We start from the raw sequence: 24292 nt of genomic DNA, 5'->3' as shown, positions 1-24292 counted from the left end.
AAGGGATATGATCCATGCACGCCTACCGCAGCCACACCTGCGCCGCTCTGACCGCCGCCAATGTCGGTGAAACCGTCCGCCTGTCCGGTTGGGTGCATCGTGTCCGAGATCACGGCGGCGTGCTGTTCATCGACCTGCGCGACCATTTCGGCGTAACGCAGGTTCTGTGCGACGGCGACAGCGCGGCCTTTGCTGAGCTGGAGAAAGTGCGGTCCGAGTGGTGTATCCGCATTGATGGCACGGTCAAAGCCCGCGACGCTGATCTGGTGAACCCTAAGCTGCCCACCGGCGAGATCGAAGTTTATGTGCGTGAGCTGGAAGTTCTGGGTGCCGCTGATGAGTTGCCGCTGATGGTCTTCGGGGATCAGGAATACCCCGAGGAAACGCGTCTGCGCTATCGCTATCTGGATCTGCGTCGCGAGGCGATGCAGCAGAACATGACCCTGCGCTCGGACGTTGTCGCCTCGATGCGCCGTCGGATGTGGGATCAGGGGTTCCGCGAATATCAGACGCCAATCATCACCGCCTCGTCGCCCGAAGGCGCGCGCGACTTTCTGGTGCCATCGCGCCTGCATCCGGGCAAGTTCTATGCGCTGCCGCAGGCACCGCAGCAGTTCAAGCAGCTGATTATGGTGTCGGGTTTCGACAAATATTTCCAGATCGCGCCGTGCTTCCGTGACGAAGACCCGCGCGCCGACCGCTCGCCGACCGATTTCTACCAACTCGACCTCGAGATGTCGTTTGTTGAGCAACAAGACGTGTTCGACACCATCCAACCCGTTCTCACGGGTGTGTTTGAAGAGTTTGGTGGTGGCCGCAAAGTCGATCAGGAATGGCCGCAAATCTCCTACAAGGATTCAGCGCTGTGGTATGGCACTGACAAGCCCGACCTGCGCAATCCTATTAAAATGCAAGTGGTCTCCGACCACTTCCGCGGGTCTGGCTTCGCGATTTTCGCGAAGCTGTTGGAGCAAGAGGGCACCGAAATCCGCGCCATCCCGGCGCCGACCGGTGGCAGCCGTAAATTCTGTGACCGCATGAACGCGTTTGCGCAGAAAGAAGGTCTGCCCGGAATGGGCTACATCTTCTGGCGCGATCAGGGCGAAGGAATGGAGGCTGCGGGACCTCTGGCCAAGAACATTGGCCCAGAGCGTACCGAGGCGATCCGTCAGCAACTGGGGCTGGGCGTTGGCGATGCCGCCTTCTTCTTAGGTGGCAAGCCGAAAGCCTTTGAAAAGGTCGCTGGCAAGGCCCGTGACGTGATCGGTGAGGATCTGAACCTGACCGAGAAAGATCGATTTGCTTTCGCGTGGATCGTGGATTTCCCGATCTACGAGCAAGACGAAGAAACTGGCGCGATCGACTTCGAACACAACCCGTTCTCGATGCCGCAGGGCGGCATGGACGCTTTGCAGGGCAACCCTCTGGACGTACGCGGCTATCAGTACGATCTGGCCTGTAACGGGTACGAGCTGGTCTCGGGCGCGATCCGGAACCACAAACCCGAGATTATGCTGAAAGCCTTCGAACTGGCTGGTTACGGCGAGGATGAGGTCAAATCCCGTTTTGGTGCTCTGTTTAATGCCTTCCACTACGGCGCCCCACCGCACGGGGGCTGTGCCGCAGGGATCGACCGGATCGTAATGCTGCTGGCCGATGAGGCCAACATCCGCGAGGTCATGATGTTCCCGATGAACCAGCGCGCCGAAGACCTGATGATGGATGCGCCGTCCGATCCGACTTCGGATCAGTTGATGGAGCTGGGTCTGCGCATTATCCCGCAGGACTGATCGAAACCGCCCGCCTCGCGCGGGCGGTTTTCGTTATGAGTGTCGAAGATTTACGCCAGACGTCAGTCTAGCGGGTTATGCATGTTCCGACGATTGCTGCGGATATGCTTCGCGGTCTGACGCGTCTGGCGGTAAAGCCAGATAAACAAGAAGGATGCAGTCAGGAAATAGGCCGTCAGCATCTCAGATCGCCTCCTGCCGTTCGAGGCGTTCCTGCACAAGGCCAGCGACCCGCGCCGCTTGAGCCGTGACCGGAGCCCCCTGCCTTCGCGATGCGGCAAGCCGAAGTGCTGCATCTTCGAGGACAGTGTCCTGTGCATCCCGCGCCACGCTTTGCAGAAACTGCGCCGCGTAATCCAGTGTTTGCTGATTGGTCGGTCCGGTCAGCACATCAGCGATATGGGCCATATCGTCTTGATAAGCCAGAGGATCAGGATGAACGATTTCATCGCGCACCGCATCTAAGTCGCTGGGTCGGCGATCTTCGGGCAAAAGCTCAAGGATTGTTTTTTGGAAATAGGATAGTGAGTTCAGAGGTTTGGCCAGAAATCCATCTGCCCCCGCACGCAAGGCGACCGATTTGGAATTGTCATCGCCTGACATGCCGAGGATGACCGCTATTCGCGGCACCGCGTGGGTGAGTTCAGCGATCAGATCAGCGCCAGAGCCGTCCGGCAGCCCCATATCGACGATCAGCACCGAGGGACGGTATATCTGCAGATGACGCCGTGCCGATTTCAGGCAGTCCGCACGTCGGATACGTGCACCGCTGTGCAGGCACATCAAGCGAATTGCATCGCAGGCATAGCGGCTGTCTTCGACCACAAGGATGGTCTGGCCCAGCAGCGGCCGCATCTTGGTGGCCAGCGCCGGAGGGGCGAAAGGTCCCGAATCGTCCATGGCAGAACTCCTGATTAGCAGATGCCTCACGCTAGGAACTTCCGGCTAATACAGGGTTAACGCGCGTTTTGGCGCACTTGCCCTTTGACGGGACAGACCCCATAACCGCTGCAACGCAGAACGGAAGGAGAGTTCCATGATCGGTCGTCTCAACCATGTTGCCATCGCGGTTCCCGACCTCGAGGCCGCTTCAGCCCAGTATCGCAACGCTTTGGGGGCCAAGGTTGGCGCGCCGCAGGATGAGCCCGATCATGGGGTGACTGTCGTGTTCATCGAACTGCCCAACACCAAGATCGAACTCCTGTACCCGTTGGGTGAAAACAGTCCGATCAACGGATTCCTCAAAAAGAACCCGTCGGGTGGCATCCACCACGTTTGCTATGAGGTCGAGGACATCATCGCCGCACGCGACCACCTGAAAGAGACCGGCGCGCGCGTTCTTGGGTCGGGTGAACCTAAGATCGGTGCTCATGGCAAACCGGTTCTGTTCCTGCACCCCAAGGATTTCAACGGTTGCCTGGTTGAGTTGGAACAGGTCTGACGCCGATGACGATCACTGCTGCTCTGGTCCTGTTTGCGGTCATCTGGTTTCTGACCCTGCTGATCGTACTGCCGATACGGATTAAAACGCAGGGTGACCTTGGGGATATCGTTCCGGGCACCCATGCGGGTGCGCCGGAAGTGCATCACATGAAAAAGAAGCTCTGGATCACCACGGGGATAACAGTGATTCTTTGGGCGATCATCGCAGGCATCATCATTTCTGGTCTGATCTCGGTGCGCGATTTCGACTGGCTCAATCAGCTGGAACCGCGCGAGTAGCGCTTCAGGCGCGCGTGTTAGACAAACCGTGATAGAGATGGGTGAAAGTTGCGGCCCCCAGGATCGGGATCAGCAGGTTCACCAACGGTACCGACAAGGGAACGGCCATCAGAATCCCTGCCACCCAGATGGTGAGGCTGTGTTTTGCGCGCAGTTTCCGTGCCCCTTCGCGGCCTAATCGGCGCATGGCGGCGAGGGTGAAATACTCTCGTCCCAGCAGAAAACCGTTCATGCCCCAGAAAATGAACAACGCGAAAGGCGAGAACACGGCGTAGAGGATCAGAGCCAGGAGATTGGCGACGATCAGGACACCCAGAAAGCTGAGCGTGTCACGCAGCGCATCACCAAAGGGAATACGTTGGGCCGGAGGCAAGCCGGGATAGTGCCGGTCCTCGACTGCTTGAGCTACTTCGTCGAGAAACATGGATGTGATCGCAGACGCCACCGGCACCATCAGGAATACTGACAGCACCATCATCAGCAGAAACGACGACACGCTGAGCAGATCGTTCAGCCATGTCACCTCTCCCAGTATCGGCAGTGTCGCTTGTTCCCCGACCAGAACATTGATCAGCCAGAGAAATCCGGCATAGGCCGCTACCAGCAACGCGAAGGTCAATCCGACACCCAGCAGCAGCACCTTGCGGAACCGGGGATCACCGATTTGGCCGAGCGCCTGAAGAAACGAATGAATGATGATCATTCCGAAACCCACTGGGTCAGGGCGGTGATATCGGGGCGTGGCCGTTCGGGTGGAGCCGTACCCTCGGTCGCGATGTGAATGAAACCCGCGATGGATTCGTTGTCCGTCAGACCCAGCGCCGCCTGACAAAACGCGCGATCATGGGATTGCCAACCCGACAGCCAGTTCGCACCCCAACCGGCTGCCAACGCGGCGTTCAGAAGCGCCAGGCAGACGGCTCCGGCGGAATAGGTCTGTTCGATTGCCGGGATCTTGTCCGAAGGTTTCTGTACCTCGATGATCGCGACTGCCAGATGTCCCATGTCAAACTGGCTGCGGGCCTTTGTAATGTCTTCCGGGGTCTTGCCGAGAGATTGACCGCGGGTCTCGGTCAGCTCGGCCAAACGCTGCATTGCGCCCTTTTCAATGACAACAAACCGCCAGGGTTCAAGCTTGCCATGATCCGGACTGCGCGCGGCGGCTGTGAGCAGGGGCAACAGCTCATCGCGGGTCGGGGCAGGCGCGACCAGGGTCTTCGCCGGGCGCGAGCGGCGCACTTGTAGAAAATCCAACGCAGCTTGGTTCTTCAGGGACATATGTTAACTTCCTTCACATGGGCAGTCTGTATGTCGGAGGCATGCCGACCGCTTTCAAGGGCAAACTGCCCCCGAAAGGATGACAAATTCAATCGGAAATACTGTCCGTGATCGGTTACCAGGGCAGAACTTAACTGCTATTCCTTGGGACCATCGGTTTCGCGAATCTGGTAAACACCTTCAGGCAGGTCCAGTGCCGCGGCCAGATCACGTACCTGTTCAGGCGACAGCGTGATCTTTTGGATCTGGTCGGTGCGGGTGTCCAACTGCTCGATTGTTACGCATTCGGCGAAGCTGTTGATCACAATATCTTCCTGCAAAGGCTTTGCGCCTTCATCCACCAGCGTGATGACCGTCGAGTCAAATTCGTGTTCGATAGAAAACATGAATGCAGAGTGCCGATCACGGGGCTGTAATGCAACCCGATAGGCGTGCAATCCGCGGTGGTCCCGTCTGGTAAGCCGGGTTATGCTCGGCCTCGGTCGAAGCGCCTGAAAGGAACCCCAATGCGCCGTCTTGCCCTGATGTTGGTGTTGCTTCTGGCCGCGTGTGACACTCCGTCTTTGGTAGCGGTTCCAGCCGAGAACTGGAAGCCAAACTCAACGAGCAAGAAGGCCACGGCACGCAGCTTTGAGAAAGTCGGGCGCGATGTTGCGATTGCTGCCGGAAAAGAGTGCCGCCGCCGTGCGCCCTCAAGCAATTGCGACTTTGTCGTATTGGTCGATCTGAATCCCAATGCACCTGCCAATGCATTCCAGACGCTGGATGACGATGGCCGTCCGCTGATTATCTTCACTCAACCGATGATCCGGTCGGCGCAAAACGCTGATGAAATTGCTTTTGTCATGAGCCACGAGGCTGCGCATCACGTTCTGGGCCATATCGCGCGGCAGGCGGCCAATGCGAAGGAAAGCGCGAAAATCTTCGGCGATCTCGCGCGAGAACGGGGCGAGGATACGGCAGGCATCGAACGGGCGCAGAAATTGGGGGCTCAGGTCGGCGTTCAAAACTACACGCAACAGTTTGAATTGGAGGCAGATCAGTTGGGCACGGTGATCACCCATTCGGCCGGGTATGATCCACTGGTCGGCATGATGTTCTTTCAGCGCATTCCCGATCCGGGTGACCGGTTCCTCGCCACGCATCCGCCCAATGCCAAACGGGTCGAGGCGGTCTTGCAAACAGCGCGTCAGTTGGGATTGCAGTAATGGCGGGTTTGACGCAGCTGGGCGTCGTCCTCAGCGATCGAGGATCAAAATACGCCGTGACGGGTGCACAGGTTACCAGTCGGGCCGAGGTGGATGCCGTGCTCGTCGATCTGAAATCCGACAAAGCCTATGCCAAGGCCACGCATAACACCTGGGCGGCGATGCTGCCGACAGGAGCACTTAAGGCGGACGACGGGGAAACCGGCGCCGCGATGGTGATTTTGCGGATGATGGAACGGGCCGGGTTGTCGGACCACGTCATCATCGTAACCCGTTGGTATGGCGGTAAGAAACTTGGCGGTGACCGGTTTCGAAGGGTTCAGGACGCGACACGGGCCTATCTGGATCATTTGGGCCTTTGACCTGAGTCAAGGCGCGCTTGGCCGGATCGGATAGCTTTCCCAAAAGCGTGACAGGGAAAGGAAACCGCATGTCCCACCGCGAAACGCTCAAACGTCATGCCGGTCTTGTGGACGAGATGGCCACAACGCTGGGCGTAGATCTGCAGGAAGCCGCACTCGACGGTGCCTTGCGAATTGATGAAATATCAGAGGCCGTCCTGCGCTGTACAGGCTGCCCCAACCCAGGTCACTGCGAATCGTTTCTGGCAGAAACTCCGGCCGCGTCCCGAACCCCGGAATATTGCCGAAACCAGGAGTTGTTGCAGCGGTTGATACCCTAGGCTCGGGGGCTGTCATGACACAGCTCGGTCAGGTGATGACACATCTCAGGTTGGTGCTGCGCATGGCACGCACGACCGGTACAGATTTGGTCGCAGCGCATCGTGATGGTCATCTGAGCCAGCAGGATTGGGCCGAGATGATTCAGCTTTGCCGCGGATGCGAATGGGCGTGTGCCTGCCCGGACTGGATGGATGACAACAAAACCGCAGAACGCGCGCCTTGCACCTGCCCGAACCGGGATCGGTTTACGGCGCTGAAGCTCCGAGAGTCATAGGTGAGCAGATGCCACAGGTTCCATTGGGGGAAATCGAAACGCATTTCTGGCTAACACGCTCGGTCGCACGCTGTATGGGGGTATCCCTGACCGAAGCGATGGCCGAAGGTAAACTGACCCCCGACGACTATGCCCAAATCGTAACCCGCTGCCGCGCCTCTGATTGCAGCGAGAAATGTCAGGTCTGGCTCGCAGCCCAGCAGTCACGGGCCAAGGAAGCACCTGCGTTCTGCGCCAATTCGAAACCGCTGAACGACCTGCTTTGATCGCCTTACAGTTCGGCGTGAGATCCGTCACACAGTGGTGGATTTGTGCTGTGTTTGCAGCCGCAGAAGAACAGCTTCTTGTCACTCTCAGCGGTGTATTTCATCGGCTCCAGCCCGGTATCCTTATGCGAGCCATCACAGAATGGCTGACGTTGGGATTTGCCGCACGCGCACCAGAAATAGGTTTTTCCCTTGGTCACTTCGACCGGAAAGGGACCTTTTTGAGCAATGATCGGCGCATCTGACATTTGGCGTCTCCGTTGTTGGCTGGCATCAGAAACACAGTGTAGAGCGTGGAAATGAAAAGGATAGAGCACCGGTTCAGATCGCGGCCCCAGCGTCGTTCCGCCTTAATTCACAACCTCGTGATCGATTCGGTTGCCAGATCAGTAACTTGGTCTTATTCTGACACCGGCCCCGAAAAACTGGGCAATATCAGAAAAGTAATAGAGGATTGACGGACATGAAACTGAAATTTGCTGCCATCTGCGCTACAGCTGTTGTTCTGACTGCATGCTCGCAGCAGGAAGAGCCGACCCCGGTCTACATCCAGCCTGATTATGATAAGTACGGTACGCCCAGCTGTGCGGCAGGCTATGAACTGGCCACGACCGAAGCGGGCCAGACTGTCTGTAATCCGGTCACACAATAAATCGCCTGCAGGCGGTCCCGGTTGGGGCCGTCTGCATCCGTACCGCTTAGACCGCCGCATTCGAGGCGGTTTTTTCTTGCCTTTTCACAGTCGCTGCTGAACCTGTGGTCACGAATTTCCACCGGACGGACCTATGCGAAATTTCTTTACCCGCCTGAATGACCGCACCCGCTGGAGCTGGCAGGGCCTGCGCGCCACATGGCGTGACGAGTATTCCTTTCGGAGCTGGGGCTGGGCCAATCTGATCTCGGCCGCGCTTGCGTTTCTTCTGCCATTGGGCCCGACAGAACGGGCGCTGATTCTGATCATGGGTTTGCTGGTGCTGGTGACCGAGCTGTTCAATACCGCCATCGAACGTGCTGTCGATCACACCTCAACCGATCACCATGCTCTTGCGGGGCAGGCCAAAGACGCAGCCAGCGCAGCGGTTGCGCTGACCGCCATTGCAGCAGGCGTGGCATGGGTGTTCGCGCTGATCGGGTTGTTCTGAGCGTTCAGCCTGACGACTGCAGCCGCCCCCACAGATCATACTCGCCAGCTTCATCGACTTCGACCGAGACGATATCTCCGGGCTTCAGAGCCTCGAACCCCTCGTCGATAAACAGATTTCCGTCAATCTCGGGCGCATCTGATTTGGTCCGGCAGGTTGCGGCTTCGTCATCGATCTCATCGACGATCACCTCAAGCGTCTGACCAACCTTCGCCGCCAGTTTCGCCTCGGAAATGGCCTGTGCCTTCTCCATGAACCGATCCCAGCGCTCTTGCTTTAGCTCGGCAGGGACGTGATCCGGCAGGTCGTTCGACCGGGCACCGTCCACGTTTTCATACTGGAAACAGCCGACGCGATCCAGTTGCGCCTCATCCATCCAGTCCAGCAGAGTTTGGAATTCAGCTTCGGTTTCGCCGGGATAACCGACGATGAAGGTCGAGCGCAGGGTGATGTCCGGGCAGATGGCGCGCCACGCTGTGATTTCATCCAACGTTTTTGCCCCCGCTGCAGGACGAGCCATGCGTTTCAGAACATCCGGGTGGGCATGTTGGAACGGAATGTCGAGATAGGGCAGCAAATTGCAGCCCGCATCCGCCATCAGGGGAATCAAATCGCGCACATGCGGATAAGGGTAGACATAGTGCAACCTTACCCAGGCGTCGAACTGCCCCAGCTCCCGTGCCAGATCGGTGATATGGCTGCGCACCTCGCGGTCTTTCCACGGGTTCATGTCATATTTGCGGTCCAGCCCATAAGCCGAGGTGTCCTGCGAGATCACGAGCAACTCGCGCACGCCGTTGTCGACCAGTTTCTCGGCTTCGCGCAGCACCGCATGGGCTGAGCGACTGGCGAGCTTGCCGCGCATATCGGGAATGATGCAGAACTTGCACTTGTGGTTACAGCCCTCGGAAATCTTGAGATAGCTGTAATGGCGCGGCGTCAGCTTGACGCCAGAGGCGGGCAGCAGATCGACATAGGGGTTCGGGTCTGGCGGCACGGCGGCGTGGACCGCATCCAGTACCTGTTCGTATTGATGAGGTCCGGTGACGGCCAAAATCCTGGGATGGTGTTCGCGGATATAGTCCGGCTCGGCCCCCAGACAGCCCGTCACGATAACCTTGCCGTTCTCAACCAGCGCTTCGCCGATGGCCTCCAGCGACTCGGCTTTGGCGCTGTCCAGAAACCCGCAGGTGTTCACAATCACGGCATCGGCGCCCGCATAATCCGGCGAAATGCCGTATCCTTCGGCCCGTAGCCGGGTCAGAATACGTTCACTGTCGACCAGAGCCTTGGGGCATCCCAAAGACACCATCCCAAGGGTGGGCTGGCCCCGTCGCGGAGTATCAGTGATCTGTGCCGAAGGGGCCAGATCAGGGCGGAGGTTTGGTGGGTTCGTACTCATGGCCGGGCATATAGAGGGGAAAGCTTCCCCTTGCAAATATTGCCCGCACAGGGCTGACTTGAAACAGAGCAGATAAGCCGGAAAGGCAGACCCATGAGGTGGCTCATTCGTATCGTTTTCCTTTTGGTTGCGGCCTTCGGGCTGGTCATTGGCGCGTTGCTGCTGATGCCCGGTGACAAGCTGGCGACCATTCTGGCCGAGCAGGTCAAAGCGCAAACGGGTCGTGATTTGAAGCTGTCGGGCGATGTCCGGCTGTCTTTCTGGCCGGTTTTGGGGATGGAAACCGGGCCGGTTACCTTCGGCAATGCACCCTGGGCCGGGTCAGAGCCGATGCTCAGCGCGCAAAGTCTGGCCGTTGGGGTTGATGCCTCTGCGTTGCTGTCGGGGGATATCCGCATCAAGCGGGTGCTGGCCGACAGTCCGGTGCTGCGATTGGAGCGGTCGGAGGGGCGCGGGAACTGGGAACTGCATCAGCCTGACAATTCCTCCGGCACCAGTGGATCGGCGCAAGCTGCTGAAAGCCGACCGGTCACGTTGGAGAGGCTGGAGCTAACTGATGCCCGGCTGGTCTATGTCGAGGACGGCGCGATCAGCATGGATTTTGCCAATGTCGACCTGTCTGCGCGCTGGCCCGGCATCACCGACCCTATGGAGATGCAAGCCAGCATGCCCGTGCCTGGAGGTGCGGTAGAAGTCGACCTGACGATCCCCGACTTGCCTGCCTTTTCCAACGGGGTGGTGACACCACTTGAACTGAGCCTGACCGCTCCGGGCGGAGATGTTCAGTTCTCAGGCCGGGTGAATCTGGCTGGTGAAATGGATGGCAAGACCACAGTTACAGCGCGTGACACGCATAAGATGCTGGCTGCGTTCGGGCAGGGCGGTGTAACGGTACCCGAAGGCTTGGGGCGTGTGGCTTCGGTCTCGGGGCAGATGACCTATACCAGTGATGGCCGGATTTCCTTGCGCGATATGGTCACGATTCTGGATAGCAATCGGTTGGATGGCGAAGCAGACATCCAGATATCCGATCCGCCGCAGATTACCGCGCGTCTGAAGGCCGGTGATCTCGATCTGTCGAAAGTGGCGGGAGAGGGATCATCTGGTGGAGGGTCGGGTTCGGACGGATGGTCGAAACAACCGATCGATGCCTCGTTTCTGGCGCTGGCGAATGGAACAATCCGCTTGCAGGCTAACTCAATTGCAGTGCCGGGCATGCGGTTTGGGCAAAGTGATCTGATGCTCAGCCTCGACCGCTCGCGCGCAGTTCTCAAGATGCAACCGGCTTCATTGTTTTCGGGCCAACTGAACGGTCAGGTCGTCGCCAACAACCGCAATGGCCTGTCGGTTGGCGGCAATCTGAAGGCTGACAATATCGATATCAAAGAGGCGTTGACCACGCTGGGGGATATCGAACGCTTATCCGGAACTGGCTCGGGCACGCTTGAGTTTCTGGGGGTTGGGCAGACTGAAGATCAGATCATGCGCTCGCTGAATGGCAAAGGCCGTATCGATGTGGGCAAAGGGGTAATCTCGGGGCTCGATCTTGACCGGCTGATGGGCCGCGGTGAGGGCGCGGGCGGAACGACTGTATTCAACAGTCTGACGGCCAGTTTCACGATGCAAAACGGTGATCTGACGAATAACGATCTGCTGATGCAACTGGACAATTTCCGCGCGGATGGGTCTGGGCGCGTGGGTCTGGGCGCGCGTGACATTGATTATCTGTTCACACCCGTAGCCTTGCGGGCCAATTCGGGTCAGGGCATCTCAGTCCCGGTTCGGATCGTGGGACCATGGAGCAACCCTTCGATCAAGCCGGATCTGAGCAAAGTCATCGAAGCCGCCGCCGAGGGCAAGATCAAAGAGCTGGAGGATGACGCCAAGAATAAGGTTTTACAAAAGGTTGGGGACGAGCTTGATACCACGATTACCGAAACCGGGCAGGTCGAGGATGCGTTGAAGAAGAAGCTTGAGGAGGAGGCCAAGAAAGGCCTTCTGAAGCTGCTTGGCGGGGATTAGCCGGGGGCGCACCACGCCCCCGAAAGATCAGATTGTCTGATCGTAGTCGCCAACGCCGGGTTCGGTGCGGATAACGGCGTCGATATCGGCAAAGATCGCGCGCATCTCGTCTTCGCTTTCACTGCTTTCACAAACCACGACAAGGTTCGGGGTGTTCGAAGACGCGCGCACCAGCCCCCAGCTGCCATTGTCCAGAATGACCCGCGCGCCATTGACGGTCACGACCTCTTTGATCGCACGACCGGCAAAGCTCTCACCCGCGTCGGCCTTGGCGACCAGTTTCTCGACCAACCGCTGCAGAATATCGTATTTCTCGGTATCAGCGGCGTACGGCGACATTGTGGGTGTGGACCACGTTTTGGGCAGCGCTTTGCGCAGGTCGGACATGCTCTGATCCGGATTGCGGTCCATCAGCTTGCAGATTTCCACCGCCACGCGCATGCCGCAGTCATATCCGCGCCCCACCGGTTCGGCCAGAAAGTAGTGACCCGATTTCTCAAACCCGGCCAGTGCGCCGATTTCCTTGACCCGGCGCTTCATATGGCTGTGACCGGTTTTCCAGTAGTCGGCTTTCACCCCATGGGCCTGTAGCTCAGGATCACTGGCGAACAGTCCCGTCGATTTCACATCAGCCACAAAGGTCGATCCCGGATAGAGCTTGGCCAGATCGCGGGCCATGATGACACCGACTTTGTCGGCGAAAATCTCTTCGCCTTCGTCATCCACTACCCCGCATCGATCGCCATCCCCATCAAAGCCAAGGGCCAGATCAGCACCGCTGGCTTTGACCGTGTCGGCCATGTCATGCAGCATTTCCATGGCCTCGGGGTTCGGGTTGTAGTTGGGGAATGTGTAATCCAGCTCTGTATGGCTCGGTACGACCTCGACACCAATGCGTTCAAAGATTTCAGGTGCAAAGGCGGCGGCTGTTCCATTGCCTGCGGCACACACGACCTTGAGCGGGCGGGACATTTTGAAGTCACCAATCAGATCGTCGATATAGGCCTCTTTCACGCCATCAACGAATTCATAGGACCCGCCTGCACGCGCAACGCCTTCGCCGTTCAGGACGATGTCACGCAGTTCTGACATTTCGTCGGGACCATGGGTCAGGGGGCGGTCAAAGCCCATTTTGACGCCGGTCCAACCGTTTGGATTGTGGCTGGCCGTCACCATCGCCACCGCAGGCACATCCAGATGGAATTGCGCAAAATAGGCCATAGGGCTGAGCGCCGGGCCGATATCTTTGACCTGAATACCTGCCTGCATCAGCCCCACGATCAGCGCGTTCTTGATCGACAGAGAATAGTCGCGATAGTCATTGCCAACCGCAATCACCGGCTCGATCCCGTGCTTATGCATCTGGCTACCCAGACCGAGGCCAAGAGCGGTCATGCCCGGCAGGTTGATCTCATTGGGGTATTTCCACCGCGCATCGTATTCGCGAAAACCGGTCGGCTTGATCATCGGGTCGCGCAAGAAACTCCAGGTGTTCGGGGTCACCTCGGCAAGGGGCTTGGTCATTACAAATCTCAATCGCTAAATTTGAATCGGGTTTTCTTTGGCGAGCGCATCAAAACGCATCAACGTGTCAATCAGATGGCTCATTTGATCCAGCGGAATCATGTTGGGGCCGTCTGATGGTGCATTGTCCGGGTCCTGATGCGTTTCGATGAACAAAGCGCCGACACCCAGCGAAACAGCAGCCCGCGCCATGACTGGAGCAAACTCACGCTGCCCGCCGGAAGAACCACCCTGACCACCTGGCTGTTGCACTGAATGGGTGGCATCCATGACCACTGGATACCCAGTTTTCGCCATCTGTGGCAGTGAGCGCATATCGGCCACCAGAGTGTTGTAGCCAAATGAGGTGCCGCGTTCGGTTAGCAGGATATTCTGGTTACCGGTGCTTTCGATCTTGGTAACGATGTTGGGCATCTCCCACGGAGCCAGAAACTGGCCCTTTTTCACGTTTACCGCTTTGCCAGTATTGCCTGCAGCCAGCAGCATATCTGTCTGGCGGCACAGGAAAGCCGGAATCTGAAGGATATCGACTGCCTCAGCCGCGATTGCGCACTGGGCTTCGGTATGAACATCCGTCAAAACTGGAATGCCCATGGTCGTGCGGATATCATCCAGCACCTTCAAGCCCGCATCAATACCCATGCCGCGCTTTCCGGACAATGAGGTTCGATTGGCTTTGTCGTAGGAGGCCTTGAACACATATTGCGCGCCTGCGGCATCGCAGGCCTCTTTCATGGTGCCTGCGATCATCTGGGCGTGATCGGCGGTTTCAAGCTGGCAGGGGCCGGCGATAATGGTCAGCGGAAGATCGTTGCCAACCGTCAGGTCGGCGATTTTTATATGTTTCATGGGTCTTTACGAGGATACCTGTTCACGAAGGACCGACGCGGTAAGCGAGATCATCAGGTAGATACCAGCAAATAACAGGAAAGCCAAAATCGTATTTTCGAACTTGCGCGGATAGCTGGGTTCATCGCTGGGCACCGGGTTCACCGAGACGGTCAGATAGCGCACTTTACGGTTAGCCTCGGTCCGGGTCGCTTCCATTTGCTGCATAGCGGTTTGCAGCATCATATCCCGTGCGACCAGATCAGCCTGAGCCATCTGGATCCGCACGCTCAAACGCGCCAGCGAGTTTTCGCCTGCCGAGACGTCCAGCATCTCGGCATTCAGTTCTTCGAGGACCACTTCGAGGCGCGCGATATCCGCGCGGACCCCATCAACCTTGGCTTGATTGGGGCGCAGATTGTCCAGCAAAGCCGCAAGTTGCAGTTCCTTGTCCTGCAACTCGAACTCGAACTGATCGATGCGCGCGCGTAGGCTTGCGATCACGCTTTGCGGATCAAGAATTGCGCCTTGCAGCTGAAGCTCGATCAAATCCTCCTGCGCCTGTCTGCGTGCGGCTTGCGCGGCTTCAAAGCTTTCTCGCGCATCGCGCATCTGGTCCTCACGCTTTTTCTCGGTCAGGCCATTTATGGTTTCCTCGGCGTAAGAGATGAGCCGTCTTGATAAATCTACTGAGATTTCAGGGCTCGGGGCCGCAACCTCCATGCGAATGATGCCATCGCTGGGGTCATAGCCGATCGTTATCATCCGTTTGTAGAGTTTGTAGGTTTCCTCGAGGCTTGCATCCGTAGATAGACGTTGGATCGGGTCAATCCAATCCTGCTGGAATATCTCGGCAAAACCGGTATCTCTTTCAAGCCGCTCCAACGCATCTTTGGATTCCAGAAATTCCTGTGTGGCAACTGAATCCTGCGCCGTGGCAAACTGAGTGCCTGCAAGGAAACCTCCGAACGACGCACCTCCACCATCGGCCTGCAAAATCGAAAACGCCGAGGCGCTGGCATACATCGGAGTGGCCACGCGGTAGAAGTAGGCTCCCACGATCAGTGTCGGCAACAGGACAAAGGCGGTCAGGCGCGCAAACAGCCCCATAAGTTTGCGACGACGACGGCGCGCAATGTCTTTCTGGATCTGACCAATCTCATACTCTCGCCGCTGGGTTGGGCTGAGTTCCGGACCAGGCAGATTCTTCTGTGAGTCTTTCGCGGTCTGCGGCAGATGAATTTTGATGTTGTCCTTCGCTACACTGCCGTCCTGTCCCGTTGTGTCAACAGCGGTCAGATCAAGCAGGTTGGCGCGTTGAAACGGATCAATTCCCTTTAGACGCAGCAGGCGAACCGCGTCATAGTCTGAGGTTGCCGCCAGGCCGTTTTTCTGCGCAAGCCGTCTTGCGACGCGCAGTTGCCGTCCTGTCAGCCCTTCCCGCTTGATCGCGTCCAACTCGGTCCCGGGCTGGACATCATTCGCGGCTTCGGGCGGTTGCGTGGCCTCACGAATACGCGCCATAGCGTCGGCGCGTGCCTGTGGCGTCCCCTCACCGCTTGGGGTGCGGTCGGGATTATATTTTCTAGCCTTGGGTTTGGTAGTCATAAAGCTGCTTCGCCTCTTCCAAGGTTTCAAACATATAGAGCTGACCATCCAGCAGAACCGCCGCCTGGCGCGCGAATTTCTCAAGCACTGCCGGGTTGTGCGAAACGATTACAAGCGTCGTGGTACGCAGTCTTTCCTGCAAGATGGCCCCGGCCTTCTTGTTGAATTCCACATCCGTTGTCGAGGGCATCCCCTCATCGATCAAATACATGTCGAAATCCAGAGCCAACATCAGCGCAAAGGTAAAACGCGCGCGCATCCCGGCCGAATAAGTGCCGAGCGGCTGGTTGAAATACTCCCCTAGATTGCACAGCCAACTGCAGTAGGCTTCGACATAGTCGGGGTCCATGCCATAGATCTTGGCGATGTAGCGCGCGTTCTCAAGCGCTGACAGGCGCTTGGCCACCCCGCCAGTGAACCCCATCGGAAACGAAACACGGCAGTCACGCCGGATCACACCTTCGTCAGGTTTTTCCAGCCCGGCCATCATGTTGATCAACGTTGTTTTGCCGGTTCCATTCGGGGCCAGCACGCCCAGCGAAGTGCCAAGTTCAACCCGAAACGACACCTGATCCAGAATCACCTTGCGGCGAGTTCCGGTCCAGAAAGACTTGCTGACATTATCAAATTCCAGCATGCGCGGCCTGTAGATCGCTCGGGTTCTTGTCGGTTTGAAAGCGTTGGTGCTACCGATCCATGTTGGCCACATTATGTCGAAATATGAAACAAATGATCAATGCATATCCGGGGCTATGACGACGAAGTGTTGCAAGGGCTGGACGTGTTCGACCGCGCCTGTCTTGACCCGGTGCAATTCGCAACGCCTGATGACCCCATGAGTTCATTGATCGAAGACATACGCGCATGTCGCCTTTGCGCGGACAAGTTCGCCCAGACTGAAACCGCGCACCAGCCGCGCCCCGTGGTATGGTTCCGCCCCGGCGCACGTATCCTGATTGCAGGTCAGGCGCCTGGCGCGCGGGTTCATGAGTCGGGCCGCCCTTTTACCGATCCGTCGGGGGATCGCCTGCGCGAGTGGTTGGGGGTCGATGAGGCCACATTCTACGACCGCGACCGTGTGTCGATCGTACCGATGGCGTTTTGCTTTCCCGGATATAACGCGCGCAAGGCGGATCTTCCGCCCCCGCCGATCTGCGGAAAGACATGGCATGACAAAGTGATGGCGGCGCTGGGCGAGGTGCCATTGACCGTGCTGGTGGGCGGTCACGCACATAAATACCATCTGGGGGCCAAGACGCCAGTAACCGAAACCGTCAGCCGCTGGCGGGACCATGCGCCGCGGGTCTTTGCCTTGCCTCATCCCTCGTGGCGCAATACGGGTTGGCTGAAGAAAAACCCGTGGTTCGAGGCCGATCTGCTGCCGGTTCTGCGCGCTCGGGTGCAAGAGGTGATGAATGTCTGAAACCACAGCGCTCGATGCCGCACATGCCGCTATGGAGGCGGTCCCGCAAGACGATGCGGCGCGTCTGCGGTTTTTTGAGCGACTTGCCGATAGTGAACTGTTTCTGATGCTGACCGAAGAAGCCCGCGACGAGAATATCTCGCCCGAGCTGTTTGATGTCGCCGATGGACGCTTCGTGTTGGCCTTCGACCTTGAAGAACGTCTTGCGCGCTTTGCGGGTTGCCCCGTGCCATATGTTGCGCTGTCCGGTCGGGTTCTGTCGTCGATGCTTTCAGGGCAGGGGATCGGACTTGGGCTGAACCTCGAGGTCGCGCCCTCGTCGATGTTGATCCCGGCTGAGGCGTTGGCATGGTTGGCCGATACGTTGCAGCATGGTCCGGAAGAAGTGCAGCAGCGGTTGGCCGAATTCAGCCCGCCTGCCGGTTTGCCCGACGTCTTGCTGACTGCGCTGGATACCAAACTGGCAACGGCCGCCGGGCTTGCCGCCGCAGCGTTTCTGGTGGCAACGAAGACTCAGGATGACGGTCAGGGCCATCTGCTGGGCTTTGTCGCCGCAATTGAAGGTGCGCAGCCCGCACTGGCGCGTGCGGTTTCCGAGGCTCTGACGTTTTCTGGTATCGAAGCCGGCGCGCTGGATGTGGGTTTCTTTGCACCTGATGAGCCCGCCGCGGCGGCTCTGGCCAAGGTCGGGCTGCGCTTTGATCTTCCGCAGCCTCAGACCCCGAGCATGGAAAGGGTCGCTCCGGGATCTGATCCTGCGCGGCCCCCGATTCTCAAATAGTCATCCGGCCAATCAATCGGCCGGTGCCAGCTTGTCCTGCGTGCGAGTTTCGAAGTCGCTGGCGTCGTGGCGCTCGTGCAATTGCGTATGCGGCTCACCAAAGGCGCGGTTGACCATGCGACCCCTCTGCACCGCGGGGCGTGCGTCGATTTCTTTGGCCCAACGCATGACGTTCTTGTAGCTCTCCACATCCAGGAACTCAGCCGCGTCATAAAGACGGCCCAGCACCAGCTGCCCGTACCACGGCCAGATTGCCATGTCTGCAATGGTATAGTCCTGACCCGCGATATAGGGCTTGTCGGCCAGTTCCCGGTCGAGCACATCCAGCTGGCGTTTGGCCTCCATCGCAAAACGGTCGATCGGGTATTGCCATTTCTCGGGCGCATAAGCGTAGAAGTGTCCAAACCCACCGCCCAGATAGGGTGCGCTGCCCATTTGCCAGAACAGCCAGTTCATGACCTCGGTCCGCTCGGTCCCGCTTTCAGGCAGGAATGCTCCGAACTTTTCAGCCAGATGGAACAGGATCGAGGCGCTTTCGAACACGCGGATCGGAGTGTCGCCCGAGCGATCCCAAAGGGCCGGGATCTTCGAGTTCGGGTTGGCGCCGACAAATCCAGAGCTGAACTGGTCCCCTTCACCGATATTGATCAGCCAGGCATTATATTCAGCACCCTCTTGGCCCAGGGCCAGCAACTCCTCAAGCATAATGGTCACTTTGACGCCGTTTGGCGTGGCTAGAGAATACAGCTGCATCGGGTGCTTTCCGACCGGCAGATCCTTGTCATGGGTGGCTCCGGCGATGGGGCGATTGATGTTGGCAAAGCGCCCGCCGCTTTCGCTGTCCCAGGTCCAGACTTTCGGAGGGGTATAGGTGGATTGTTCGCTCATCTCGTGCCTTTCCTTCAGAACCGGCCTGCGCGGCCGCTGCACCCACAGCTAATATTGCAGAACTCAAAGTCCAACCCCGAACGTGGCACGAACTTTGTAACATTCGGCGTGGTTCGGCTCACAAAACGCCGTCTGATGTAACAGCGGCGCGAGGGGGTCTTCGCGCGGTGCGAAAATCGCCTATTGTCTGGTCAGACCCCACAAGTCGGGTTCCTGGAAACCGTAAGGACATAAGGACCAACCACATGAAACGCTTTGCGCTGAGCCTTGCAGCAACAATCGCCTTTGCCGTTCCCGCATTTGCCGGAGATCAATATGTCGATGGCACCGGATTTGCCGTGTCGGGATATGACGTCGTTGCTTATCGCAGCCTTGATCAGGTCCCTGTCGGCCAATCGCAGCCCGAGGCCGTGCGTGGCCGCGCCGACTTCACAGCAGAATACAACGGTGCGACCTGGGCATTCGCATCCGCGGAAAATCGCGATAAATTCCTGGAAAACCCAGCCTATTACGCGCCGCAATATGATGGCCACTGTGCTTATGGTGTGTCGAAAGGCGGTAAGGTTCCAGCCAACCCGAACCTGTGGCGGATCGTCGATGACAAGCTTTATCTGAACATCACCGACGTGGTCGTCGGCTTCTGGGAAGAGGATGTACCCGCTAACATCAACCTGGCCGAAGGCAACTGGCCCGGTATCGAATCCGATGCCGCTTCGTCCAGCGTGATCCCGAAATTCACTTCGGAAGGTCCGATCTCGAACTGATTGCTTACACTGAACATTAAAGCCCGACCGCCAAGGTCGGGCTTTTTCTTTGGGCCGGTCTATCCGGCCAACTCAAATAAATCCCGCATGTGCTGATCCGCTTCAAAGCGTATCCTTACGCTCTTGGCGCCGGGAAACCTGCGCTCGCGGATGGGATCGGGGACAACGATTTCCCCAGAGCCCGAGCTTTTGGATTGAAATGACAGAATCTCGGTTTCGGCTTTTCTGCAACTGGTCAGAACCGAAGTCGGCAGCGCGACCCGGTTTGAACCTTCGCAAACCGAAGAGGCCACAAAATAGGTCAGATCGCGTCCGAAACAGCCGATTGCTTCCGGCACATGGTCCGACAGATCCACTTTGGGCTTCGCCACCTCATTCGTTTCGTTGTCGGATAGATCCGATAAGGCGCGTTCCGGGTTCAGCAGATCGCGGCAGGCTTCGATCTCATCCATGGCCAATTCGATCACGCGTTTTTTCAGGCGTGGTCTGCGTGGCATCGACGCACCAGACGGCCCTTTGCAGGTCAATCCCTCATTGCGCAGAAAATCATACGCCGCCTTGGCTCGAGAAAACTCGGCGTAATCCCCGCCGGTATGATCTGGATGATCATGGAAGGCGACACTGCGCCAGGCGTCACGAATCTCGTTTGCACTGGCGTTTTGCGACAGGCCCAAAACCTGCAAGGCTTCGGCCCGAGCCTTTATCTTGCTCACTGGCTCCATACTCAAATACTCGTTAAAACTACACTGACCCCAATTTGCCAATGGTCACTTTTTTGTCAAATTTCACTGGGTATTAGCGTGGGCCTGCGCAACAGTTGTTAGGCCTGAGTTTCGATTGTCGCTGGTATCGTTTCCGCCCTGCAGATGAAAATACGCCCCAGCCCTATTTGTGGAACTGGGGCGCATCAAAATCACGCTACATTCTGCAATTCAGCCCGAGGTGTGATGCCCAATGCAAAGCAGACGTCGCGCGTAAGCTCCGGGCGATTGAGCGTGTAGAAATGCAGCTTGTCCACACCACCGTCGATCAGGTCCGAGCACAGTTCTGTGCAAAGTGCGGTTGCCAAAAGCTCCTCGCGATCATCGCGAACGGCTTTGTCAAAGGCATTCTCGACCCATTCAGGAATCCGGGTCCCGCAGCGCTGGGCAAAACGGCGCGCTCCGTTCCAGTTTTCGATTGGCAGAATGCCGGGCACGATGGGTTTGTCGATGCCGGCCTTTTCACAAGCGTCACGGAAGCGGAAGAACGTTTCAGCCTCAAAGAAGAACTGTGTTAGCGCCTCATCCGCGCCTGCATCCAGCTTTGCCTTCAGCCAATCCACATCCGCCCGCGCATCGCGGGCTTCGGGATGGATATCGGGATAGGCACCGACACGAATGCTGAACATTTCGGTTTCAGCCAGAGCTTCGATCAGTTCCACTGAGTGGGCAAATCCATCGGGATGCGGTGTGAATGCATCCTGACCTTTCGGAGGATCGCCCCGTAGTGCGACGATATTTTCGACACCGGCGCGGGCAAACTTATCCGCGATCTCCAGCGTTTCCTGACGTGATGCATCGACACAGGTCAGATGCGCCGCGACCGGCAGTCCGGATGATTTGTGCAAGGTCGCCACCGCATCGCGGGTTAACTCGCGCGTCGTCCCGCCCGCGCCATAGGTGACCGAGACAAATCTGGGCTCCAGCGGGGCCAGTGTCTGGACCGTATCCCAAAGCCGGAATGAGGCCTCCAGCGTTTTGGGTGGAAAGAACTCGAATGAAATTTCAGGTTGGGTCATCACGGCCTCTCAGGATCAATTGCGCCCCTTGTGCCATGCTGGTGAATGTGAGACAAACTCATATTGTTCAAGAACAACATGAGTTATGTGATATATGCATATTGAGTTTCGACATCTGCGGACCATCAAGGCCATCCATGAATGCGGTGGTCTGGCGCGTGCGGCTGATCAACTGAACATCACGCAATCTGCGCTGAGCCATCAGATCAAGGGTCTGGAGGATCAAGCCGGGGTTGAGCTGTTTCTGCGCCGGTCGAAGCCGATGAAGCTGTCAGCGGCAGGTCTGCGTCTGCTGCGATTGGCGGAACAGATCTTGCCGCAGGTCGAGGCAATGCAGCACGAGTTTTCCTCGCTGCGCGATGGGCGCACGGGCCGTATGCATATCGCGATTGAATGCCATGCTTGTTTCGAATGGCTGTTTCCGGTGCTCGAGGCGTTCCGCAAGTCATGGCCGGATGTTGATGTGGATATTCGCCCCGGGCTGGCCTTCGACGCGCTGCCCGCTTTGCAGAAGGAAGAGGTCGATCTGGTGGTCTCTTCCGATCCCGAAGATCTGCCCGGCGTCGAATTTGTAGAGCTGTTTGACTATAATGCAGTTTTCGTCGCCGCCTCATCTCATCCTCTGGCCGAAAAGCCCTACATTGAGGCCGAGGATTTTCGTGGCCAGACCCTGATCACCTATCCGGTTGAACGCACGCGTCTGGATGTGTTCAGCCAGTTGCTGATCCCGGCACGAGTTGAACCGGCCTCAATCAGGCAGGTCGAACTGACCGCCGTTATCCTGTTGCTGGTCGCCTCGAACCGCGGCATTTCCGTGCTGCCGGACTGGGTGGTGCGCGAGGTCAAGTACAACTCCGACTATGTTACCCGTCCGCTGACCAAAGAAGGCATCACTCGCAGGCTCTATGCTGCGGTGCGCAGCGAGGACCTTGAAAAACCCTTTGTTCAGGAACTGGTAAAGCTGGCCCGCACCGAGGCGCGCGCGCTGCAATCGCAGTAGCGCCCGGTGCAGGGCAGCCATGCGCATCATTCCTCTTGGCAAGGCTGCATTGCGCCAGTATACGCGCGGCTTGACCGAACAGGAGCCTATGGAAAATGGTTGGCAGTGCAAATCTCAACATCATGATCAAAGCCGCGCGCAAAGCGGGGCGGTCTCTGGTCAAGGATTTTCGTGAAGTCGAGAACCTGCAGGTGTCGATGAAGGGCGCGGGCGACTTTGTGTCGAAAGCCGATATCGCCGCCGAGGCCATCCTGAAAGAGGAACTGCTGGGTGCGCGTCCGACCTATGGCTGGCTGGCCGAAGAAGGTGGCGCGATCGATGGCGAAGACCCGACCCGCCGCTGGATCGTTGACCCGCTGGACGGCACCACCAACTTCTTGCACGGGCTACCGCACTGGGCGGTATCAATCGCGCTGGAGCACAAGGGCAAGATCGTCGCCGGTGTGATCTATGACCCTGCCAAGGACGAGATGTTCTTTGCTGAAAAAGGTGAAGGCGCGTGGATGAACGATACTCGCATCCGCGTCTCAGGCCGTCACCGCATGATCGAATCTATCTTCTCGACAGGTCTGCCGTTTGGTGGCCGCTCGGACCTGCCTGCGACCCTGCAGGATCTGGCCCGATTGATGCCCGCCTGTGCTGGTGTGCGTCGCTGGGGCGCTGCTGCACTGGACATGGCCTATGTGGCCGCCGGTCGCTATGAAGGTTTCTGGGAACGTCGTCTGAATGCGTGGGACCTAGCCGCCGGTATCATCATCGTGAAAGAGGCTGGCGGCTTTGTTCAGGCACTGAACCCCGAAGGCAGCGTGCTTGAGGATGGCGAAGTGATCTGTGCCAATGAGCCGATCTTTGACAATTTCGCAAAGGTGATCCGGGGCTGATAGCCAACCCCGGTCGATTGATCGCAGTGCGCGCGTCCGATCCGGACGCGCGTTTTGGTTTAGAAGTCGACCTCGATCGCGATGCCTTGCTGGACCGCCAGATCGACAACAGCACTTGCCACCGCAAGATCCTGCAGCCCAACTCCGGTGCCGTCGAATAGGGTCACTTCATCATCGGAGGTGCGTCCGGGATGGGTGCTGTTGATGACCTCTCCGATCTGACGGATATCGCTTTCGGTTTTGGTTCCGGCGGCGACTGCATGCTGGCTTTCGCCCAATGTCACCGCCTGCGCGATCTCGTCCGTAAAGACATTGGCGCGGGCGATCAGGTCGGTGGCGACCTCTTGCTTGCCAACCGTGTCCGTGCCCATGCAGGCGATATGGGTGCCGTCCGAGACATGCTCGGACATCAGGTTCGGCGCGAAGGATGATGTGATAGTGATAATCACATCCGCCTGCACCATGGCGGGCAGGTCCACGGCCTCAAATGGCAATCCCGCTTTAACCGCGACCTTCTCAATGTTGGGCAGCATCTCGGGATGCAGGTTCCATCCGATGACTTTCTCGAAGGCGCGCTGTTCTAACGCCGCGCGCAGTTGAAATGTTGCCTGATGCCCTGCGCCGACCATCCCGATTACCTTGGCATCCTTGCGCGCCAGGTGGTTGATCGACACTGATGAGGCCGCTGCCGTACGCAGCGCGGTCAGAAGGTTGCCCCCGACGATGGCGCGGACGCGGCCTGTGTCAGGGTCGAACAGAAACACAGTGGATTGGTGGTTGATCAAGCCATGTGTTTCCAGATTGTTGGGCCAATACCCTCCGGCTTTCAGGCCCAGAGACATACCCGCACGGTCAAACCCACCCTTAAATCCATAGAGTGCATCCGCATGGCCAATCGCCTCGCGCACGACTGGGAAGTTATAGGCATCACCTGCGGCCATCGCGGCAAACACCTGTTCGACAGCGGTATAACTTTCCTTGCGACCCAGCAGAGCGCCGATTTCCTTTTCAGGGACGATGATCATCGC

At 58.0% G+C, this 24292-nt stretch carries 30 protein-coding genes; 16 read left to right on the top strand and 14 right to left on the bottom strand.

Annotation, left to right across the window (positions count from 1 at the left end):
- Positions 1–14 precede the first annotated feature (14 nt).
- Positions 15–1790: an aspartate--tRNA ligase gene (aspS, locus tag ACR0NF_RS12020; RefSeq protein WP_480470528.1), complete on the top strand. Its 1776-nt coding sequence runs from the start codon at positions 15–17 to the stop codon at positions 1788–1790.
- 183 nt (positions 1791–1973) lie between these two features.
- Here the strand turns inward: aspS and ACR0NF_RS12015 are convergent, their stop codons facing one another.
- Complete coding sequence (locus ACR0NF_RS12015; protein WP_480470527.1) at positions 1974–2690, bottom strand: response regulator; 717 nt, start codon at positions 2688–2690, stop codon at positions 1974–1976.
- A 136-nt stretch (positions 2691–2826) separates the two neighbouring features.
- On the opposite strand from ACR0NF_RS12015, the gene mce reads away from it, so the two are divergent.
- Together mce and ACR0NF_RS12005 are read left to right on the top strand one after the other, a co-directional pair.
- Complete coding sequence (mce, locus tag ACR0NF_RS12010) at positions 2827–3231, top strand: methylmalonyl-CoA epimerase (protein WP_480778309.1); 405 nt, start codon at positions 2827–2829, stop codon at positions 3229–3231.
- A 5-nt stretch (positions 3232–3236) separates the two neighbouring features.
- Positions 3237–3512: a DUF1467 family protein gene (locus ACR0NF_RS12005; protein WP_480470526.1), complete on the top strand. Its 276-nt coding sequence runs from the start codon at positions 3237–3239 to the stop codon at positions 3510–3512.
- A 4-nt stretch (positions 3513–3516) separates the two neighbouring features.
- Here ACR0NF_RS12005 and ACR0NF_RS12000 read toward each other — a convergent pair whose 3' ends face one another.
- The 3 genes from ACR0NF_RS12000 to ACR0NF_RS11990 all read right to left on the bottom strand — a co-directional run bounded on the left by ACR0NF_RS12000 (position 3517) and on the right by ACR0NF_RS11990 (position 5176).
- A complete protein-coding gene (locus ACR0NF_RS12000; protein WP_480470525.1) occupies positions 3517–4215 on the bottom strand; it encodes an EI24 domain-containing protein in 699 nt (232 codons plus the stop codon).
- On the bottom strand, positions 4212–4790 hold the full coding sequence (locus tag ACR0NF_RS11995) for a nitroreductase family protein (protein ID WP_480470524.1): 579 nt from the start codon (positions 4788–4790) through the stop codon (positions 4212–4214). The genes ACR0NF_RS12000 and ACR0NF_RS11995 overlap by 4 nt, the downstream gene beginning before the upstream one ends.
- Before the next feature lie 137 nt (positions 4791–4927).
- On the bottom strand, positions 4928–5176 hold the full coding sequence (locus ACR0NF_RS11990) for a hypothetical protein (RefSeq protein ID WP_480470523.1): 249 nt from the start codon (positions 5174–5176) through the stop codon (positions 4928–4930).
- Positions 5177–5296: 120 nt separating this feature from the next.
- On the opposite strand from ACR0NF_RS11990, the gene ACR0NF_RS11985 reads away from it, so the two are divergent.
- The 5 genes from ACR0NF_RS11985 to ACR0NF_RS11965 all read left to right on the top strand — a co-directional run bounded on the left by ACR0NF_RS11985 (position 5297) and on the right by ACR0NF_RS11965 (position 7221).
- Positions 5297–5998: a M48 family metalloprotease gene (locus tag ACR0NF_RS11985; RefSeq protein WP_480470522.1), complete on the top strand. Its 702-nt coding sequence runs from the start codon at positions 5297–5299 to the stop codon at positions 5996–5998.
- Positions 5998–6360: a YigZ family protein gene (locus tag ACR0NF_RS11980; protein ID WP_480470521.1), complete on the top strand. Its 363-nt coding sequence runs from the start codon at positions 5998–6000 to the stop codon at positions 6358–6360. The genes ACR0NF_RS11985 and ACR0NF_RS11980 overlap by 1 nt, the downstream gene beginning before the upstream one ends.
- A gap of 68 nt (positions 6361–6428) precedes the next feature.
- Positions 6429–6680 carry a DUF6455 family protein gene (locus ACR0NF_RS11975; protein ID WP_480470520.1) on the top strand — a complete coding sequence of 84 codons (252 nt, stop codon included), beginning with the start codon at positions 6429–6431 and terminating at the stop codon, positions 6678–6680.
- 14 nt (positions 6681–6694) lie between these two features.
- Positions 6695–6955 carry a DUF6455 family protein gene (locus tag ACR0NF_RS11970; RefSeq protein WP_480470519.1) on the top strand — a complete coding sequence of 87 codons (261 nt, stop codon included), beginning with the start codon at positions 6695–6697 and terminating at the stop codon, positions 6953–6955.
- An 8-nt stretch (positions 6956–6963) separates the two neighbouring features.
- The gene (locus tag ACR0NF_RS11965; RefSeq protein ID WP_480470518.1) at positions 6964–7221 is read left to right on the top strand and encodes a DUF6455 family protein; all 258 of its coding nucleotides are present in this window, start codon (positions 6964–6966) and stop codon (positions 7219–7221) included.
- A 5-nt stretch (positions 7222–7226) separates the two neighbouring features.
- Here the strand turns inward: ACR0NF_RS11965 and ACR0NF_RS11960 are convergent, their stop codons facing one another.
- A complete protein-coding gene (locus ACR0NF_RS11960; RefSeq protein WP_480470517.1) occupies positions 7227–7469 on the bottom strand; it encodes a CDGSH iron-sulfur domain-containing protein in 243 nt (80 codons plus the stop codon).
- Between the two features lie 215 nt (positions 7470–7684).
- On the opposite strand from ACR0NF_RS11960, the gene ACR0NF_RS11955 reads away from it, so the two are divergent.
- Both ACR0NF_RS11955 and ACR0NF_RS11950 read left to right on the top strand, forming a co-directional pair.
- Positions 7685–7873 carry a hypothetical protein gene (locus ACR0NF_RS11955; RefSeq protein WP_480470516.1) on the top strand — a complete coding sequence of 63 codons (189 nt, stop codon included), beginning with the start codon at positions 7685–7687 and terminating at the stop codon, positions 7871–7873.
- Positions 7874–8006: 133 nt separating this feature from the next.
- Positions 8007–8363, top strand: a complete 357-nt coding sequence (locus ACR0NF_RS11950) for a diacylglycerol kinase (RefSeq protein ID WP_480778308.1) — start codon at positions 8007–8009, stop codon at positions 8361–8363.
- Positions 8364–8367: 4 nt separating this feature from the next.
- Here ACR0NF_RS11950 and rimO read toward each other — a convergent pair whose 3' ends face one another.
- Positions 8368–9765 (bottom strand): 30S ribosomal protein S12 methylthiotransferase RimO, encoded by a 1398-nt coding sequence (rimO, locus tag ACR0NF_RS11945; RefSeq protein ID WP_480667582.1) that lies wholly within the window; start codon positions 9763–9765, stop codon positions 8368–8370.
- Positions 9766–9858: 93 nt separating this feature from the next.
- Here rimO and ACR0NF_RS11940 point away from each other — a divergent pair, with 93 nt between their 5' ends.
- On the top strand, positions 9859–11787 hold the full coding sequence (locus tag ACR0NF_RS11940) for an AsmA family protein (RefSeq protein ID WP_480778307.1): 1929 nt from the start codon (positions 9859–9861) through the stop codon (positions 11785–11787).
- A 27-nt stretch (positions 11788–11814) separates the two neighbouring features.
- Here ACR0NF_RS11940 and ACR0NF_RS11935 read toward each other — a convergent pair whose 3' ends face one another.
- The 4 genes from ACR0NF_RS11935 to ACR0NF_RS11920 are packed head-to-tail and all read right to left on the bottom strand — an operon-like array spanning position 11815 to position 16384.
- Positions 11815–13311: a phosphomannomutase/phosphoglucomutase gene (locus tag ACR0NF_RS11935; protein WP_480778306.1), complete on the bottom strand. Its 1497-nt coding sequence runs from the start codon at positions 13309–13311 to the stop codon at positions 11815–11817.
- Positions 13312–13326: 15 nt separating this feature from the next.
- Positions 13327–14160: a 3-deoxy-8-phosphooctulonate synthase gene (kdsA, locus tag ACR0NF_RS11930; RefSeq protein WP_480470511.1), complete on the bottom strand. Its 834-nt coding sequence runs from the start codon at positions 14158–14160 to the stop codon at positions 13327–13329.
- Positions 14161–14166: 6 nt separating this feature from the next.
- Positions 14167–15747, bottom strand: a complete 1581-nt coding sequence (locus tag ACR0NF_RS11925; RefSeq protein WP_480667579.1) for a KpsE/RkpR family capsule polysaccharide export protein — start codon at positions 15745–15747, stop codon at positions 14167–14169.
- Complete coding sequence (locus ACR0NF_RS11920) at positions 15725–16384, bottom strand: ABC transporter ATP-binding protein (RefSeq protein WP_480470509.1); 660 nt, start codon at positions 16382–16384, stop codon at positions 15725–15727. Before ACR0NF_RS11920 ends, ACR0NF_RS11925 begins: the two co-directional genes overlap by 23 nt.
- A 198-nt stretch (positions 16385–16582) precedes the next feature.
- Here ACR0NF_RS11920 and ACR0NF_RS11915 point away from each other — a divergent pair, with 198 nt between their 5' ends.
- Positions 16583–17170 carry a uracil-DNA glycosylase family protein gene (locus ACR0NF_RS11915; RefSeq protein WP_480471915.1) on the top strand — a complete coding sequence of 196 codons (588 nt, stop codon included), beginning with the start codon at positions 16583–16585 and terminating at the stop codon, positions 17168–17170.
- Positions 17163–17951 (top strand): SseB family protein, encoded by a 789-nt coding sequence (locus tag ACR0NF_RS11910; RefSeq protein ID WP_480778305.1) that lies wholly within the window; start codon positions 17163–17165, stop codon positions 17949–17951. The genes ACR0NF_RS11915 and ACR0NF_RS11910 overlap by 8 nt, the downstream gene beginning before the upstream one ends.
- 12 nt (positions 17952–17963) lie before the next feature.
- Here the strand turns inward: ACR0NF_RS11910 and yghU are convergent, their stop codons facing one another.
- Positions 17964–18839 (bottom strand): glutathione-dependent disulfide-bond oxidoreductase, encoded by an 876-nt coding sequence (gene yghU, locus ACR0NF_RS11905; protein WP_480470507.1) that lies wholly within the window; start codon positions 18837–18839, stop codon positions 17964–17966.
- Positions 18840–19084: 245 nt separating this feature from the next.
- On the opposite strand from yghU, the gene ACR0NF_RS11900 reads away from it, so the two are divergent.
- Positions 19085–19603, top strand: a complete 519-nt coding sequence (locus ACR0NF_RS11900; RefSeq protein WP_480470506.1) for a YHS domain-containing (seleno)protein — start codon at positions 19085–19087, stop codon at positions 19601–19603.
- A 59-nt stretch (positions 19604–19662) separates the two neighbouring features.
- Here the strand turns inward: ACR0NF_RS11900 and ACR0NF_RS11895 are convergent, their stop codons facing one another.
- Positions 19663–20325, bottom strand: coding sequence for a J domain-containing protein (locus ACR0NF_RS11895; protein WP_480778304.1), 663 nt, complete (start codon positions 20323–20325; stop codon positions 19663–19665).
- 191 nt (positions 20326–20516) lie between these two features.
- Entirely contained in the window at positions 20517–21383 is an 867-nt protein-coding gene (gene metF, locus ACR0NF_RS11890) for a methylenetetrahydrofolate reductase [NAD(P)H] (RefSeq protein WP_480658432.1), read from the bottom strand.
- 94 nt (positions 21384–21477) lie between these two features.
- On the opposite strand from metF, the gene ACR0NF_RS11885 reads away from it, so the two are divergent.
- Both ACR0NF_RS11885 and ACR0NF_RS11880 read left to right on the top strand, forming a co-directional pair.
- Entirely contained in the window at positions 21478–22383 is a 906-nt protein-coding gene (locus ACR0NF_RS11885) for a LysR family transcriptional regulator (protein ID WP_480470503.1), read from the top strand.
- A 95-nt stretch (positions 22384–22478) separates the two neighbouring features.
- Complete coding sequence (locus ACR0NF_RS11880; RefSeq protein ID WP_480778303.1) at positions 22479–23264, top strand: inositol monophosphatase family protein; 786 nt, start codon at positions 22479–22481, stop codon at positions 23262–23264.
- 59 nt (positions 23265–23323) lie between these two features.
- Here the strand turns inward: ACR0NF_RS11880 and bhcD are convergent, their stop codons facing one another.
- On the bottom strand, positions 23324–24289 hold the full coding sequence (gene bhcD / locus ACR0NF_RS11875) for an iminosuccinate reductase BhcD (RefSeq protein WP_480778302.1): 966 nt from the start codon (positions 24287–24289) through the stop codon (positions 23324–23326).
- Positions 24290–24292: the final 3 nt, after the last annotated feature.

This window comes from Ruegeria sp. CF4 (genome assembly GCF_056537345.1).
The sequence above is the reverse complement of the archived record's forward strand: the minus strand, read 5'-3'. Positions and strand labels throughout refer to the sequence as shown.